Source organism: Lacrimispora sp., from assembly GCF_032078915.1.
GTDB lineage: Bacteria > Bacillota > Clostridia > Lachnospirales > Lachnospiraceae > Lacrimispora.
In genome coordinates this window covers 1-16,335 of the sequence record NZ_DAMAUN010000067.1, presented here as the reverse complement: position 1 = coordinate 16,335, position 16,335 = coordinate 1, and the positions used below count along the sequence as shown (strand labels likewise).

Annotated in this window: 15 protein-coding genes and 1 tRNA gene; 2 read left to right on the top strand and 14 right to left on the bottom strand. The window is 41.5% G+C overall.

Translation table 11 applies throughout. The features are described from left to right. Positions 1 to 54 precede the first annotated feature (54 nt). Together RT269_RS21550 and RT269_RS21545 are read right to left on the bottom strand one after the other, a co-directional pair. Positions 55 to 486 carry a Fur family transcriptional regulator gene (locus RT269_RS21550; protein WP_313185704.1) on the bottom strand — a complete coding sequence of 144 codons (432 nt, stop codon included), beginning with the start codon at positions 484 to 486 and terminating at the stop codon, positions 55 to 57. A gap of 507 nt (positions 487 to 993) precedes the next feature. Further along, positions 994 to 1,893 carry a LysR family transcriptional regulator gene (locus tag RT269_RS21545; protein WP_313185703.1) on the bottom strand — a complete coding sequence of 300 codons (900 nt, stop codon included), beginning with the start codon at positions 1,891 to 1,893 and terminating at the stop codon, positions 994 to 996. A gap of 109 nt (positions 1,894 to 2,002) precedes the next feature. Here RT269_RS21545 and RT269_RS21540 point away from each other — a divergent pair, with 109 nt between their 5' ends. Further along, a complete protein-coding gene (locus RT269_RS21540) occupies positions 2,003 to 2,590 on the top strand; it encodes a LysE family transporter (RefSeq protein ID WP_313185702.1) in 588 nt (195 codons plus the stop codon). A 204-nt stretch (positions 2,591 to 2,794) separates the two neighbouring features. Here RT269_RS21540 and RT269_RS21535 read toward each other — a convergent pair whose 3' ends face one another. The 12 genes from RT269_RS21535 to RT269_RS21480 all read right to left on the bottom strand — a co-directional run bounded on the left by RT269_RS21535 (position 2,795) and on the right by RT269_RS21480 (position 15,029). Further along, positions 2,795 to 3,598 (bottom strand): response regulator transcription factor, encoded by an 804-nt coding sequence (locus RT269_RS21535; RefSeq protein ID WP_313185728.1) that lies wholly within the window; start codon positions 3,596 to 3,598, stop codon positions 2,795 to 2,797. A gap of 2 nt (positions 3,599 to 3,600) precedes the next feature. Then, positions 3,601 to 5,301 (bottom strand): sensor histidine kinase, encoded by a 1,701-nt coding sequence (locus RT269_RS21530; protein ID WP_313185701.1) that lies wholly within the window; start codon positions 5,299 to 5,301, stop codon positions 3,601 to 3,603. After that, positions 5,294 to 6,343, bottom strand: a complete 1,050-nt coding sequence (locus tag RT269_RS21525; protein WP_313185700.1) for an extracellular solute-binding protein — start codon at positions 6,341 to 6,343, stop codon at positions 5,294 to 5,296. Before RT269_RS21525 ends, RT269_RS21530 begins: the two co-directional genes overlap by 8 nt. Before the next feature lie 114 nt (positions 6,344 to 6,457). Further along, entirely contained in the window at positions 6,458 to 7,522 is a 1,065-nt protein-coding gene (locus RT269_RS21520; protein ID WP_313185699.1) for an ABC transporter ATP-binding protein, read from the bottom strand. Positions 7,523 to 7,534: 12 nt separating this feature from the next. Beyond that, positions 7,535 to 9,241, bottom strand: coding sequence for an ABC transporter permease (locus tag RT269_RS21515; RefSeq protein WP_313185698.1), 1,707 nt, complete (start codon positions 9,239 to 9,241; stop codon positions 7,535 to 7,537). 3 nt (positions 9,242 to 9,244) lie between these two features. Beyond that, positions 9,245 to 10,324, bottom strand: a complete 1,080-nt coding sequence (locus RT269_RS21510) for an ABC transporter ATP-binding protein (RefSeq protein ID WP_313185697.1) — start codon at positions 10,322 to 10,324, stop codon at positions 9,245 to 9,247. A gap of 33 nt (positions 10,325 to 10,357) precedes the next feature. Continuing rightward, positions 10,358 to 11,422 carry an ABC transporter substrate-binding protein gene (locus RT269_RS21505; RefSeq protein WP_313185696.1) on the bottom strand — a complete coding sequence of 355 codons (1,065 nt, stop codon included), beginning with the start codon at positions 11,420 to 11,422 and terminating at the stop codon, positions 10,358 to 10,360. A 528-nt stretch (positions 11,423 to 11,950) separates the two neighbouring features. Continuing rightward, a tRNA-Lys gene (locus tag RT269_RS21500) sits at positions 11,951 to 12,023 on the bottom strand. Positions 12,024 to 12,137: 114 nt separating this feature from the next. Further along, a complete protein-coding gene (locus RT269_RS21495; RefSeq protein ID WP_166433213.1) occupies positions 12,138 to 12,290 on the bottom strand; it encodes a hypothetical protein in 153 nt (50 codons plus the stop codon). 87 nt (positions 12,291 to 12,377) lie between these two features. Beyond that, positions 12,378 to 13,016: a tRNA (guanosine(46)-N7)-methyltransferase TrmB gene (gene trmB / locus RT269_RS21490; protein WP_313185695.1), complete on the bottom strand. Its 639-nt coding sequence runs from the start codon at positions 13,014 to 13,016 to the stop codon at positions 12,378 to 12,380. 629 nt (positions 13,017 to 13,645) lie between these two features. Then, positions 13,646 to 14,128 carry a hypothetical protein gene (locus RT269_RS21485; protein ID WP_313185692.1) on the bottom strand — a complete coding sequence of 161 codons (483 nt, stop codon included), beginning with the start codon at positions 14,126 to 14,128 and terminating at the stop codon, positions 13,646 to 13,648. A gap of 55 nt (positions 14,129 to 14,183) precedes the next feature. Beyond that, positions 14,184 to 15,029: a DUF4886 domain-containing protein gene (locus tag RT269_RS21480; protein WP_313185691.1), complete on the bottom strand. Its 846-nt coding sequence runs from the start codon at positions 15,027 to 15,029 to the stop codon at positions 14,184 to 14,186. 741 nt (positions 15,030 to 15,770) lie between these two features. Between RT269_RS21480 and RT269_RS21475 the strand changes: the two genes are divergently transcribed. Beyond that, positions 15,771 to 15,932, top strand: coding sequence for a hypothetical protein (locus RT269_RS21475; protein WP_313185689.1), 162 nt, complete (start codon positions 15,771 to 15,773; stop codon positions 15,930 to 15,932). The last annotated feature ends 403 nt before the right edge of the window (positions 15,933 to 16,335 follow it).

The following is a 16,335-nucleotide window of genomic DNA, read 5'->3' as shown; positions in this document are numbered from 1 at the left end:
AAAGAAACAGGGCAGATAAACAGGCCTTGGTATAAAGATGTATCTTTATAATTTTCAGACTCCCTGGGACCTGGAGCCGTTCTCTTTGCCGCACCCACAATAGCCATATAAGACGGTGTGCTGTTCATCCATCTCAAAACCATGTTCCTCATAGATATGTTCCAAAAAATCAGCCATTTTGGAACATTCAAGGGGGATGAACCGGCCGCACCTCAGACATACTAATTTCCCTGGTTTGTTCAGTTCTTCCTTATCAGCATAACAATACCGTATCTTGGAGCCGTCTTCAGTCGGGAGCTTCATAACTCCCCCCTCTTCGGCCAGGCGCTCCAGGACCCTGTATATGGTTGTCTGCCCAACCTGCACTCCTTCCTCCTGAAGACAGTCCATAAACTGATCCACTGTAAGGAAGCGTGATCTTTGCTTTTTCAGGCAATTTAAAATGATCTCCTGCTGTTTTGTTCTGTATCTGCCTCTCTCTGCCATACGAAACCTCTGAATTTGAATTTGAATTTTATTTTTATATTATAACAATTTTTTAGACATTGTCAAGGTATCATATTAATCTTATTGAGGATAAATGTATCGTACATTTACTGTCGATCCCAGGACTGACTATTTTATATTACGTGAAGATCAGCTCTATGATATGTATATAAATGGGGAGTATGTTGTTACAATATCTATCTCAGAAGAAAAGCCTGCTAATCAAATAAAGATTCGCCGGCTTTTTTCAAATTAACTTTTTATAAGGAAGCTAAGCAAGATAAACGCGTAAGCACAGGTGAATTCAAGCTTCCATCTGAGAGCCGCCAAGGAATACTTATATTTATACACGAAGCATTATAGTGATGAACAATATATTTTAAGGCCACATGCGGAACGTTTTGTCATAAGGTCATAACCATGTGTGAAACGACTCTTCTCTGTATATCAAACTTATCTATCTTGCTCATGAAACTTCCCCATATAATGAATCTTATTCTAAATTCATTATATGGGGAATGGTTGATCCTTTGCCGAACACAAGCCAATAAATAATTTCATCAGAGGGCTTATCCACTTGTTTTTGTGATAGCCGCATACCGCAGAAATTGTTGTGTCTGTCAGCCCTGTTGGAATTTCAGCAAGTACTCTTTCGTCCAACTCTGCCTGTACTGCAAATCTTGGCAAAAAGGAAATCCCGACATCATTTTTTACAAGGTTTTTAATGGTTGGGATGCTCCACAGTTCTATCGTGTGGTCAAGCATGATTGACTTTTCCCGCAGATACTGCTCAAATATCTGCCGGAATACGCAGTTCGGTTCGTTGATGATAAAGGGAACAGGTATCTGCTGATCCGAGGTAATGAAATCAGGGTAACAGTTTCTCAATTCCGGTGATGCCACCAACACAAGGGGATAGGTTCCAAACGTATGAGTGGTGAGACTGGAACCGAATCCGCCCACATCCTCGTAGAACACGCCCAAGTCCAACGCGCCGCTCTTTAGCTCATCACGGATGTCGTAACAGTTCATAGAGCGAAGAAATAGACGGGCTTTGGGGGCTTGCTTATGGAACTCTTTTAGAATAGCCGGCAGTTGGTAACACAAAAGCGTTTCTCCAATGCCGATGCGCAGATCCCCCTGGCACTCGGCGAGATCATCTTCAAAGCAGCGAAGCCTTTCAACGGAGGAGAGCACTTCGTCTACATACGGAATCAAGTGCTCTCCTGCCTTGCTCAACACCATCTTTCTTCCGATCTTTTCAAAAAGTCTGCTTGAAAGCTCCTGCTCCAACTGGCCGATCTGAAAGGTAATTGTGGACTGTGTATAGTTTAATCTTTCGGCAGCCTTTGAGAAACTGCCCTCCTCTACGATCACACGGAACGTGTTCAGATATTTCAAGTCCATAACGAAGCCTCCCTTATATTTCAATAGTATTGAAATTTATTTTCAATTATTTCAATTTGTTTTAATGATCTTCTGGTTGTATCATAGACGCAAGGGAGGTGAAATGCAAGTGCTTTTTTCAATTATTGTTTCGTATTTACTATACACATTGGTCACAGCTTTTACACCGGGCCCAAATAATATCGTCGCACTTCACGCGGTCAGCCAGCATGGTTGGCGAAAAGGAAAGAATATTCTGCTGGGTATCGCCGCCGGTTTTCTCTGCGTGATGATCATCTGCGCGTTATTCTGCTATGAACTGGCCAAGTATGTGCCATCAGTGGCAAATGTACTCAAGTATGTGGGCGCTGCCTACATCGCATATCTGGCAATCCATGTGGCACATAGTAAACCGGATGGCGGTGAAAGTAATCAAATGTCGTTTATGAAAGGCTTTCTGCTTGAGTTTGTTAATGTGAAGATTATCCTGTATGCCATTACGGTCTATACTGGATATGTATTGCCGTATGAAAGCAGCCTTGGTTCTTTGCTCATCCACGCTTTTTGCCTGACAGCCATAGGCGTAGCCGGAACCGTCACATGGGCTGCAGCTGGGGGAGTTTTCCAGAAGCTTTTGAAGAAGTACTACCGTCCGTTTAATATCTCCATGGCATTGGTATTGCTTTGGTGTGCCGTATCGCTGGCATTCGATATATGAGGAGGCCAATTTACTATTGACTTTCGCATACTCTTGACAATCATTATAGAAAGGATACGATAGTAGTAGTAGATAAAGTTGATTAGGTGCAAGTTTATACCTAAAGAGTGAACCCCTGGAGATGATATTCTCTAGGGGTCCACTTTGGCTAACTGTCGCTCCCATCTCGGCCTGACCATTTGTATATGTAATAGCTAATTACATTCACCCGTTTCGCTCAATCCATCCATCTTGGAACAGCACTGCCTCCATGAATTCCTTGGGAGAGCTCCCGGTCATCTTTTTAAAAACAACACCGAAATATTTATAATCTGAGAATCCGCATTTGATAGAAATATCATTTAAAGTATTCTCTTTTTCCTTCATAAGCTCCATCGCCTTCTGAACGCGATAACGAATCAGATATTCGTTAAATGTCATACCTGTCTCTGATTTAAATTTCTTGACAATAAATGACTCGCTGTAATGAAAATGCTTTACTATATCCTGTATCAATATCTTCCGGCTGTAATTATTTTCAATATATTGCAATAAGCTCCTTATCAATGACTCCATAACCACATTTGTTTCCGTTTTCCTGATAAGAGTCTGGTTTAACAGGCTGTCAGACTGAATTGTTTTCGTTAAGTATACTTCCCGTACCCTGCAGTGGTTCTTTGCCTGATCAACCGCCCGTTTCAGCTCTGCAGCACTTAATGGTTTTATCAAGTAAGAAATGACGCCCAGATCAATCGCCTTTTTTGCATATTGAAATTCAGAATATCCCGTAAGAATAATTGCGGAATAACTTAACCCCCTTGTACGGGCAAGCATCTCCAAACCACCCACCACGGGCATAGAGATGTCAGCAAGCACGATATCCGGCTGCATCCTCTCAATCATCTCTATTCCCTCTATTCCATCACCGGCTTCTCCCACCACGCAGCAGTCCATTTCCGCCCAGGGCACAGAATAAACCAGTCCTTTCCTGATCATTTCTTCATCTTCCGCTATCAGCACCTTATACATAATCAACAGTCCTTTACTCCTGCCTGCACCTTCACCACAATCTGAAGTCCCTCGTTTTCCAATCTCCTTATCAGGATACCGCTTTCTCCGCTATACTTTAAATACAGCCTTCTCGCAATATTCTTAAGCCCCCTGTGCTCAGGGTCCGGCCCCTCTGATAGCAGACCAGCATTCAATCTCTCGACCTCCTCCTGAGTCATTCCGCTTCCATCATCTGTTACGGACAGATACAACACCTCGCCCTGCGTATAGCCATCCACCCATATATGCAATTTCTGCCGATTTATAAAGCCATGCTTAATAGAGTTCTCCACCAGTGTTAATAGTATGAGTTTCGGCAGCCGGCAATCAAGGCAACTGGTCTCGGGTTCAATTTCATAGAACAGTCTATCTCCATAACGGTACTTTTGAATTTTCAAATAACTTTCCAAATACTCCAGATCTCTACTCAAAAACACTTCTTCTTCCGTACAATCAATACTGTATCGCAGGATGCGGGTAAGGTTTAATATAATACTGTCTGCCGCCTCTGTATCAAAGATAAATGCATTGCGTAGATTTTCCAACGTATTATACAAAAAGTGGGGATTGATCTGAGCGGTAAGCTGATTGATTTCCGCCTGTTTTTTCAAATTCAGCAATTCCATATTGCGTGCGTTAAGCGCCTGTATGCTGTCAAGCATACGATTGATATGCTCACCCACCACTGCAAACTCATCGCCTGTATCCATGGAAATTCTATGGTCTGAAGCACCACCCGAGATAATATTTATTTCGCTCACCAACTTCTTCACTGCATATGCATTTTCAGAAGCCATTGCCTGTGACATCCCCATAGTCAGCTGCAACAAGCTCGCCCCCATAAGCAATATGATCGCTCCCGTCAGAAAATAAAGGGCGTAGCTTTTCGGGAAGTACACCAGGGAATAAATGATTATTTTTTCACCATACATACCGGTGGTTATGATATAGCGCCCATCTTCCCAGGTAATAATTCCCCTTGTCTTCTCCGGATAAAATTTTCGCTTCCCTAAGGTAATATTCTGGCGGTTGGTATAAATCACCCTGCCAAGAGAATCCGTAATTACGCCGTCAAAATTTGCCTTCGCCAGCTGATGTTCCCAGCTCACGCCTGATAAGTACAGACTCATAAATCCAATAATATGTCCCTCATCAAAAACCGGATAAGAAATAACAAGCTCGGACTTTTCTCCCTTTATATAATATACGCTGATATATGGCTCGCCATCCTTACAGGAAACCAGCTCATCACAAACTGCCCGGTTAAAACTGCTCTTATGCATATTAAAATCAGTGTAATGAAAACTGCTATATGCAATTGTTTTATCGATATCGCTTACGATTAGATTCGCCTCCATTGTCCAGGAGGCATTTAATTCGTACAAAGGATAGGATAAAATTGCGGCCTCATCTTCATTCTGGATTGCAATTTTACATAATTCATTTGTCTCTTTGCTGGTGATAAAAGAAGCGGCCCGCCTGTAAACGTTATCAAATGCATTCCTGTAAATCAACAAATTTTTATCTGCATTTTTATAGGAGGTCATGAGAGGAATCAACGATATCCCAATAGCAAACAACAGTGCGCATACAGTTACGATCACAAATATGCGGCGGTAAACAAGTTTCTGCAGCCTGTCCTGAAATGAAACGTATCTTGATGCCTCTATCTCCTTACTCATTTTCTGATACCTCAAACAGAGATTCCCTATATCTTTTTTTTAATTCAGTTTTGCTTTTACTATAAGATTCAAAATCTGGCAATACAGAAGGAATAGAATCTTTGCTGCTTAAATAACCACTGATCTGTGCAACGATCCTGACCGGTCTCGCAGTCAGAACCGTACCAAATATATCCTGCATATCCTTACTGATCAGGAAATCTATAAAAAGTTCCGCATACTCAAGATGAGACGCATCATTTAAAATGGCAGCATTTTTTGTCATGAACAGACTGCCTTCCACAGGATAAACAATCGCAATATCAGCGCCCTCCTTAATCAGGCCTGCGCAAACCTCGTCATAGGCCAGACCAGCCACATACTTCCCTTTTGCCACGCCTGAATATACTTCTTCCGCAGACATCTGCACCTTGGACTGTTCCAGGAAAGATTTATAAAAATCCCATGCAGTTTCGTTGTTACTTCCCCCTGTAATTTCAAGTATGTTTATCATATGAGAAAATCCCATCATTGAATAATAGGGATCAGACATCGCGATCCTGCCGGACAGTTCGGGCTTTAATAAGTCGGTATAACCTGTAATATCAATATCCCTTGCCAGAGTTTTATTTACAACGATGCAATTTCCAGAGAGAAGATAGACCGTAGAAAAATCATTTTCCTGTTGATATGAAACTGATATGTATTGATGATTCCTGGAAACATATCTCTGAAAAAGAGCCTCATTCCCATACAGTTCTAAAGGCGACACTCCCATCAGAACATCAGCAGAAGGCATACCTTTACCATCCTTTAGTGTTGTTATCAGTTCCTCATTTTCTCCTGTAACCAGCTTAACCGGTATATTATACTTTTCTTCAAATAGAGAGAGGACACAATCCATAAACTCCGTGCGTTCAGAAGAATAAACAACTAATTCTTCCTTTTCACCGGATTCGGACCTTTTTAAATTAGGCAGTGGATTAATCAGATAAATCATGACCACAGCCGATGCCAAAACTGAAAGAAAAAGCAAATGAGCGAACCACCTTTTAAAAACCATGTTGGTTTCTTCCATCATACATCACCTGTGCATAATCTTAACATATGCACCATAATTTGTCGATAATATCAGGCGGATTCCCACAGGGACTCCGCCTGAAAATCAGATGTATCTTTAAGAAGGATTCTCCGGCTCATACCAGTGAGGATGCAAAAAATCCATATGACAAATTTCTCCCTCGTTTGGCCCCTGCACCCGGCGCCCCTTTTGTACCCGGATCTCAGTCCCTTCTACATCTACACAATAATCTATCATTTCACCCAAAAAGGATTTCCTCTTAACAATGCCTGGCACCCCGCCTTCCGATATAAAATTTATTTCCGAAGGTCTGGTGGCCAGAACAACCCGACCGCCCTTTATGATCTCAGTTTTAGGAGCTGATGAGTATTTGATAAATTCTCCTTCCCCTGCTTTTACCAGGCCCTCCGATACATATGCATCAATGAAATTTGATAAACCAATAAAGCTGAATACAAAACGGTTCACAGGCTCATGGTATACTTTCATGGGTGAGTCAATCTGCTGCACCACACCGTTTTTCATTACCAGAATCCTGTCTGAAAGCGCCATCGCCTCCGACTGATCATGTGTCACATAAATAACCGCGAAACCATATTCTTTCTGTAAGTCTTTGATCTCAAAGCGCATTTCCTCACGCAAATGAGGATCCAGGCTGCTGAGGGGTTCATCTAATAGCATTACATCGGGATTTATAGCCAGTGCTCTTGCAAGCGCCACACGCTGCTTGCCGCCGCCTGACAAATCCATAGGGCTGATTTTTGCACTGTCAGAAAGATTTGTATGCTCAAGGGCATTTTTCGTGCGCTTCTCCACTTCAGCAGAAGAGAGCTTTTTAATCCTCAACGGAAATGCAACATTTTCATAAACAGACATATGGGGCCATATGGCAAATGCCTGAAATACCATTCCGAAGTTACGCTTCTCAGGGGGTAAATAAAAACCCTTTTTTCTGGAACTTAAGAGACGGTCGCCGACGAATATTTCTCCCTCATCCAGATCTTCAAAGCCGGCGATCATCCGAAGAGTGGTCGTCTTGCCGCAGCCGGAAGGCCCCAGCATGGAAAAGGATTCCCCTTTCTTTATTTCAAGATTCAAATTTGATACGGCGGTCACATTACCAAACTTTTTAGTGACGCCCGCCAATCGTACATAAGACATGTGACACCTCCTTTAACTCGCTGGCTGGTTCCGCTCGAGTACCGTTTTAATAAACACTTGACCTATCACAATGATGATCAACGCTATGCCTGCAAGAGCTGCGGCACGGACGGTATCACCATCTTCATTCAGCGTGTATATGGCAACCCCCAGTGTTCTGGTCGCAGGCGAATATAACATAACAGATACCGTAAGTTCACGAAGAGAGGGCAGGAATATCAAAAAGAACGCCGATATCATGCCGGGCCTTGCAAGCGGAAGAACGATGTCTAAAAGAGCCCTGCCCATCGTTGCCCCGGAAGCCCTGGCCGCTTCTATGAGAGAATCGTGGATCTGAGACAATGCGGCGGAATTGGACTTAAGAGAAAATGCCATGTATCGTGCAATATATGCAACCAATATGATCCATACCGTATTATATATATTGATCCCGAATTTACCGCTCCACGTAAGTATGACACCCAGCGCAATGACAGAACCTGGCACTGAAAACGGCAGCATACCGAGAAACTGAAGAATCCATTTGCCTCTTACTTTCATTTTTACCAATACATAAGATATAATGACGCCTGCAAACATGGTAATAACAGCAGCACTGAAGCCAAGGACAACGCTGTTAAAAATAGAATCTTTGGTCATTTCCCATTCAAAAAGTACATATTTGTAATTGTCCAGACTTAAATTCTCCGCAGTGAACGGCAGACCATAGGTTTTAAGCCCTCCCACAAGAAATATGATTACTGTGGGAAGCACGATTGTAATTAATATATATATCACACATAGGACAAAGAGCGGCCAGCGCAGCCCTCTCAGCTTCATCTCAACCGGGCGGAAGCTTTTGCCCGAAATGATTTGATATTTTCCTCCTGAGACCACTTTATTTTGCAGCCATAGGATCAATGCTGCCACAATAATAAGAATGGAAGCGAGAATGGTACCCGTGCGAATGGAATCAAAGCTTCCTGCGCTGGCATTAATTTTCTCATATATAAGCGTAGGAATGTTATAAATGCCATTGCGGACACCCAGTACAGCCACGGTTCCAAAATGGGCCATGGAATACAGCATAATAAGCAACGATCCCGATATTACACTGGGCAGCACCAGAGGCAGTGTGATTTTTCGGGTGATCGTAAACAGCCCTGCACCTGAGATACGGGCGGATTCCTCCAGAGTCGGATCCATTCTCTCTAACGCACCGGATACCTGTATAAAAACAAATGGAAACAGGTACATCGTTTCAACCAGCATCATTCCCAGGAATGAATACACATTAAAAACCGAACCGTCAAAACCAAGTACATTCATAAAGAAACGATTTACATAACCGGAACGGGGATTTAGCAGCATTTTCCACGCCAAAGCCCCTATAAAAGACGGAAACATAAAAGGCACCAAAAACATCAGCTTCATATATTTCTTTAACGGTAAATCCGTCCTTGTTACCAACCAGGCAAAAAAGGTACCTACAATTGTGGAAAAAAATGTTGTACCGCTTGCTATAATAAGTGAATTGGACAAAGCCCGATACGTTTGCGGATCAGATAATATGGTTTTAATATCTTTTATATTAAAACCATCCGTTCCAAATAGGGCAGTCACCAATATTAGGAGTACGGGGAAAGCGACGAAAATCACTAATATTGCAATCGATAAAGCAAGAATCAACGTCGTGACAGAAAACCGGCCTTTCCTTGCAGCGGCAGATTGATGGTTCATACCTTACACCCCTTTCCCTTTATTTGCGTCAAACAGATTGACTCCGTACAGATGAATCACACATTCATCTCCTTCCTGCAATAGCAGACTCTTCTCGGATGCCTCATAAGCGTTCATTTGCGCACGAATGGTATGTCCGCCTATTTCTATCAGATAATCCAAGTCTGCGCCAAGAAAGCTGGACCTTAAGACCTTCCCCCTCGTTCCTTCCCCAAAACGTGAAATACTCACATCTGTAGGGCGAAAGGCGGCATAACAATCTTTAGTCTCCGGAATACCGGAAGCCTCCATATAAATCCTTTCATTTCCGCAGAAATAATCTTCCCCATCCCTTCTGACCGGAAGGAAACTTGACACCCCCAGAAATTCAAACACGTAATCATTAACCGGATGCTCAAACACTTCTGCAGGCTCGCCCACTTGTATGACGGCACCTTCTTTATCCATTATGGCTATCCTGTCGGAGATCGCCATGGCGATCTCCTGGTCATGAGTAACATAAAATATAGTAATGCCAAATTTCTTTTGCAGATCTTTTATCTCAAAGCGCATTTCTTCCCTCAAATTAGCATCCAGATTATTTAAGGGCTCATCTAAGAGCAACAGGGAAGAATCGGCAACCAGCGCTCTGCCAAGAGCAACTCTCTGCTGCTGGCCTCCTGACAATTGAGATGGCAGTCTCTTTTCGAGGCCGTTTAAGTTCACGGTATCCACAATATGCATAACCTTTCTGTCTATTTCCGCCTTACTTTCTTTCTTGATTTTCAGCGGATAGGCAATGTTATCAAATACTGTCATATGCGGCCATACGGCATATTCCTGGAATACCACGCCCAAATCCCTTTGATCCGGTGAAATGAGCGTACCGCTTTCCCCATCAGCCACAAGGCGGTCACCAATATAAATCTTCCCTTTATCAGGAGCCTCAAAGCCAGCTATCATGCGCATAAGCACACTTTTTCCGCATCCCGACGGCCCCAGGAGTGTGAAACACTCCCCATCATTGATTGTCAGGTTTAAATCACGGTGGATCTGATGTTTCTCATAGGCCTTGAAAATATTTTGAAGTCTAATAGAAGCCAACCTTTCTCACTTCCTTTCCAATGAATGACAAAATCAATTTCCCTGCATGATTTTTAAGAATGCATCCACCCTTGCTTCTTTCTCAATCATCATCTTCTGATAATCTACCTTGATTCCCCGCTTCAATGCTTCATCAGCCGGAGGAATATTATATTTCTCCGGAACTTTAACTGTAGACAACACGGGCAGCGTCCCATTTTCTGCTATGATTGCCTGTGCATCTTCGGTAATCATATAATCAACGAATCGTTTGGCAGCATCAGGTTTTTTGGTATCCTTGAAGATGGCTATAGGGCTTGGAATAACCAGCATTTCCTCTGGATACGCCATAGCAAGTGTAGCCCCGCTGTTTACTTTATCAAAAGTTATGTAATCCACGGCCAGGCAGCCATATATTTCACCGGAAGACGTGTCATCCACTACCTGACCGGACCCCTGCCCCACCAAAGCTCCATTGGAGCGCAGATCTTTAAAAATTTTATCGGTAAATTGTGATTCAAGCATCGCCACACTTACATATGAGGTACCGGATTGAGATGGATTTGCAATGGCAAAAGCATCCTTAAAATCAGGCCCGCACAGATCCGACCATGCTTTGGGAGGATTCTTGACAAAGGAAGTATTATAAGCGATACCAAGAGTCCCCAACCGAGCCGGTATAAAGTAATCCTCAGTATCTTCTAACGGGTTGAGTACCTGATCTGCTCCGGCCGGCTTATACTGCATGAGAATTCCTTCCTGCTTCATGCTGAAGAAATCCGGCACCTCACTTGTCCATATTACATCTGCCATAATCTGGCCGCTCTCCCGCTCGGTAGCAATTTTAGCCATAAGCTTCCCCGCTCCTGCAGACTGATAATCTGTGGAAATATCCGGATTTTTAGCCATAAAGTCCTTGACTAACTGGGATATCATAGATTCTTTGAGTGACGTATAGATAATTAGCTTGCCGCCTGAATCAGTAGAAATTGCCTCTTTTTCTACCGCCCCATCCAAGCTTCCGCCTGTGGTTGGATCTAAAACCTGCTTTTTCTGACAGGCGGTCATTCCCAGACACATAATACCTGCCAATAACATAACTATCATTCTCTTTCTCATAAACTACCTCCTCACCTTTTTTGAAACAACAGTTATCAGATGTTTATATGCTAACATATTTATCAAAAAATGGTACCGATTATCTCGTTTGTTTGGCAAATATCACGTACAATTATAAGAAATAATTTAGAGAGACCTATTACAAACCAATTCTGCTGCAGTAGAGGTGAGCACAGCCACCAGCGTGGTACACTCCAACCAATCCCGGATTTTAAACAGCTTTATGGACCAGTTTAAATATTAATAATTAAAAAGCCGCTTCATAATAAATGATTCATGACTAATAAATAATCATCATTTATTATGAAGCGGCATTAATTGTATATTCTTTTTCCACCGGCTCAATTGCCGGTCAACATTTTCCACAGATTCCAGACTTTATTTAACAGGAGGGCTGCAAATGCACTGGCTATTATGGCAACCGCATCAAAGCCCAGAAGCCCTATGGCAGGGCAACCCACATAAATCCAGACAAAATAAAAGCCCCAACCCCGCAGCTCTCTGTCTGCAAAACCGGAACTTTTTTCGTGCGCCTTCGGGGGCTCGAACCCCGGACAAATAGATTAAGAGTCTACTGCTCTACCAACTGAGCTAAAGGCGCATGTCTTTTGTTTTTCTTTTACTGTGCTCTCGTCTTGAGCACGTGTGTAATTATATAACTGTATCCTACAAAAGTCAACACCTTTTTTACAAAAAATTTACAACTTTTTCGAATTTATTTATTATTCTTATTTTTTTGTGCATTTCCGCCTAATGTTTTGTTCACTTCTACAAAAGATTTGTTCCAAGACAGCATTTTCTTATTTAATTCCGTTTTATCACTGGTCGCCTGAAGAAGCTTGCTTGTAACCTTGTCTTTCATTCCCATAACTGCTGCTCCCGCATCCGCTTTTGCTTTATTATATGCAAAACCGGCATCACGGTTATTAAATCCTGATGCCGGTTTTTAAAAACATTATTTTCTTCCTGCGATCAATTTATAAATAGGGTTCCCCTGAGAGGAAAACTTCTCTTCATACTCAGTCATCACATTACCCTCTCCCATCTGATTATGATGAAGGTCATAGGTGAATTCCTTAACCTGCCACCCAGCTCTCGGGATTGCTTCCAGGGAATAATCAAACAGACCCCTGTTGTCAGTTTTAAATTCCACAGCACCATCAGGCTTTAAAATCTGGTCATAAACCGCCATAAAATCCTCTGATGTAAGCCTGCGCTTTGCATGGCGGTCCTTGGGCCAGGGATCGGAAAAGTTTAAGTAGACCTTCTGAACCTCTCCCGGAGCAAATATATCGGCCAGATTTTTTGCATCCACACACATAAAGAATATATTATCAAGTTCCATCTGAGCCCTTTTTTGTAAGCCTCTTAAAAGGACACTGGGATACCTCTCAATACCAATATAATTGATTTCCGGATGAATGGCAGCCAGTTCCATGATAAAACGGCCCTTTCCCATTCCAACTTCTATCTCTATGGGATTTTCATTGCCAAACACTTCCTTCCAGCAGCCCTTTTTCTCAATAGGATTCTGAACAACATAGGGGCTGCCCGCGATTTCCTCCTCCGAGCCTGGTATATGACGTAACCTCATATTAAAATTCCTCCAAATAAATTCATCTTAATGAAAACATGCATCAACTGATCGATTGTATCATATATGGGGCAGGGAACGCAAGTTTGCGGTTTGTAAGTTTCCAAAAAATTTCTTCTTTTCTTACACTGACATTTACGGGTATTACAGTGCCCCATTTTCATTTGGATTCCGTTTCATCGGTGCCGTTGCCATCCTGCCATTCTGCCATTCTGATCCAGGTCATGAAAATCAGCCTTCAATCCTGAGATTGTGAATTATTTGAAAATTCATGTATATACTCATGATTCATTAGGATAAAAATATGAATATAAACCCGGGATTGTCCCTGGTGAAAGGAACCGCCTCTTTCACAAACTGTTCACATCTTCCACAACTTTTCTACATAACCGACCGATATATTAATACTTGTTACAGGTAATATCCTTTTAGATAAACTTTTTTCATACAGCCGGCAGGATTCCTCCCATCTTGCCGGCTACTCTCCTTCATGGGGATATTGCTCACGGTTCTCCTTTGATGACTTTTTCAATTTATCCCAGCTTTAAGAAAAGAAAAAACTACCAACTCAAGGTTGATAGTTAATGCTTTTTGTATTCGTTTTACTTTGAATCAGGTTTTAAGAATACCTATAAAGCTACCGCAATTCTCATGAACAAGAATAAAAACTGTATGACAACGCACAGCACTGATACGCCCAGGCAAGAAGGCATCGGGCTCTTAAGCTTTGGAGAAATCGATCTTTTAATAACAAACACGCCTCCCATGGTACCAACTAATATTCCGAAAAGACCGCTTAGAATCCAGCCGATTATGATAATGGCAGCTGTGAATCCATATGCCCAGCGGGGTATTTCATTAAGCGGTACGTATGGTTTTTTTGAATTTAAGTAAACATCATCCACAGCCAAATCCACTTTGGAACCGATTGCCGTAAGATGAAGTGTTTTTCCCTCTAACTCGATCGGTTCATCAAATACCCGGATAAACAGGCTTGTACTTTTAATAGGCGTAGAAACACCATCCACGACCTTCTTTCCACGAAAGGCGCCAGGTTTAAAAGCAATCTCATGCTCTTTGCCGTCAATCATTACATTCCATTTCTTTTTCATACTTATGTCCTCCAAAACATGGTAATATTTATATAGAACAGAAACCCGGGTCCCGTTATTTGATACCCGCGGCAACCAGCTGAAGCTTCGAAGCTGTCTGCCTATCCAGATCAGCTGTGTAGCCAAGTTCACCGGGTGACTGATCGTATAACACCTGATACAAAACACATGCAGCCAGATATGTCCCCGCCTGTGACGGGTGATTTCCGTCTTCATCCCAGAGTTCAATTTCCGGATAATCGGAAGAACACCGCATAAATGCAATACCAGCCGGTGCCAGCAGCGCATCCAGTTCAGAGGCAATGCTCATATAGTTTTGAGCCATTTGAGTCTGCATTTCTTCTCTTGTATTATTGAACTCCATTCCTAATAAGGGTAAAGAAAAGCCCTCTTTATAAGCCCACGTCATAAGAAACACCGATTCGCCATTTGCTTTCCGGACCATACTGTCAAGCGTTCTTGCGGCAGGATACATGTGCTCTTCTGCTCCCATTGTAGAAATACCGCTTTGTTCCTGCAAAATCACATAATCCCAATCATAATTGTTCAGTGCATCACACGCCTGTTCCCCGACTTCATCCGTTTCATCCGCAAAATATTCAAGACGGTATGAACCTTCCGTCAATTCATATACCTCCGCGGCGAATCCTCCGCTCCGGCTTAAATTTAAAAATACCGTCGGAAGATCATTAAAATATGTCATACTGTTTCCAAGAAACAAAATGGCCGGTTCCGTTTTCACCTGTACCGGTTTTCTTAAATTTAACTCCTGGTCAAAATCCATTACCTGGATTTTGAAACCCTTTAATGCACTGGAGATCAAAAAAAATACAGTCAAAAAAGCAATAACCAAAAATGCTAAAATTCCTATTGCTACCTTTACTAATCCTGAACGCTTCATACTTCTGCCTTCCCCCTTGTTATTCATAAATTATATCGGATGAAATTGGTAATAAAATAGTTCATTTTCATTTTTTTGTCAAATTTTAGTAACTATATACAATAAATATTCTTATTTTTATGCTTTATCGTATAATCTTAACACTTATAATTCTAATCTTTCCGATACTAATGGAGTGTGGTTGTTGGATAAATGCATACCAGATCCCTAAACCCATACTGATAGAAAATATTGCAATATAATAATTCAAATTTTCCCTTATTAATCATGATTTTCAAATACCGGATATCCGCCTTTGTCAATGAAACAACATTTACTAGCTATCTTTATAAATATAATAGAAATTATAAACGTGCACTGTTTATTAATGATAAGTACATCCGATAATGCAGCTGTAATTCAGCTACCATCAAGGAGGAGTTAAAAATGGAAATAATTGATTATATTTTTTAAGCAATCAATTATTTATTATTGATTACAGTCGTTGTTTTGATTGTAAAGTTTATCAAAAAAAATAAGAGCTAAATTTTGCTCTTCGCTTATCATCACCTGGGTATTTAAGGAACATAAGTAGCCTAAGAATTTCGCAGCGTTATCCTGATCCGGTATAAGCTTATCGATCATCGTTCTGGTTTATAACTTATTTTCTCAATCTACCACTGCCCTTTTTCATTAAAATACCTATATACTTGTTACCATTATTGATATAAGATATTTATAATGAACAGGAAGGAAGAGAATATGACTGAAAATAATAAAAACAAATTACCACACTCTGGATTAGCTATTGGTATGAGCTTAGGATTGATATTTGGATTACTATTTGATAATCTTGCCCTTGGCCTATCATTAGGCTTGTTGTTTGGCTATGCGGGGGATCAGAAGATACTTAAAAAGAAATAAAAACAATTTTCACACTTGAATATTGATTAGTGATAATTCACGCAGCAAAATAACATACAAACCTTTGTATTCAAAAGGGAACATACTCGCCTTATGTTTTTCCTCTAATCCCGCCATATCCAGACGCCTACCTATATTCTATGCTGCAATCATCCTTATTTTTTGCAAAAATTCCTATTTTTGTAATATTTTAACAGTAAGTATAATATAATAAAAAAGGCAATCGCCACAGGGTGGTTGGCTAATTAGAAAAGCAAAAACCTTCCCAACCGGCCAAAGTACAGGGAAGGATTTTTGTATTTAGCGACACGTCATTAAGACGAATGTCAGCAGTGCCAGAAAGAACATGCCAAAAGACATTAAGTCCTTAAAGTCAAAATACTTCATGAGCAACACCTCCATT

Bases quoted from the DNA above. Each gene is read 5' to 3' on its own strand.
- RT269_RS21550 (WP_313185704.1), bottom strand. From the start codon at position 486: ATGGCAGAGAGAGGCAGATACAGAACAAAACAGCAGGAGATCATTTTA.
- RT269_RS21545 (WP_313185703.1), bottom strand. From the start codon at position 1,893: ATGGACTTGAAATATCTGAACACGTTCCGTGTGATCGTAGAGGAGGGC.
- RT269_RS21535 (WP_313185728.1), bottom strand. From the start codon at position 3,598: ATGTATAAGGTGCTGATAGCGGAAGATGAAGAAATGATCAGGAAAGGA.
- RT269_RS21530 (WP_313185701.1), bottom strand. From the start codon at position 5,301: ATGAGTAAGGAGATAGAGGCATCAAGATACGTTTCATTTCAGGACAGG.
- RT269_RS21525 (WP_313185700.1), bottom strand. From the start codon at position 6,343: ATGGTTTTTAAAAGGTGGTTCGCTCATTTGCTTTTTCTTTCAGTTTTG.
- RT269_RS21520 (WP_313185699.1), bottom strand. From the start codon at position 7,522: ATGTCTTATGTACGATTGGCGGGCGTCACTAAAAAGTTTGGTAATGTG.
- RT269_RS21515 (WP_313185698.1), bottom strand. From the start codon at position 9,241: ATGAACCATCAATCTGCCGCTGCAAGGAAAGGCCGGTTTTCTGTCACG.
- RT269_RS21505 (WP_313185696.1), bottom strand. From the start codon at position 11,422: ATGAGAAAGAGAATGATAGTTATGTTATTGGCAGGTATTATGTGTCTG.
- RT269_RS21495 (WP_166433213.1), bottom strand. From the start codon at position 12,290: ATGGGAATGAAAGACAAGGTTACAAGCAAGCTTCTTCAGGCGACCAGT.
- trmB (WP_313185695.1), bottom strand. From the start codon at position 13,016: ATGAGGTTACGTCATATACCAGGCTCGGAGGAGGAAATCGCGGGCAGC.
- RT269_RS21485 (WP_313185692.1), bottom strand. From the start codon at position 14,128: ATGAAAAAGAAATGGAATGTAATGATTGACGGCAAAGAGCATGAGATT.
- RT269_RS21480 (WP_313185691.1), bottom strand. From the start codon at position 15,029: ATGAAGCGTTCAGGATTAGTAAAGGTAGCAATAGGAATTTTAGCATTT.
- RT269_RS21475 (WP_313185689.1), top strand. From the start codon at position 15,771: ATGACTGAAAATAATAAAAACAAATTACCACACTCTGGATTAGCTATT.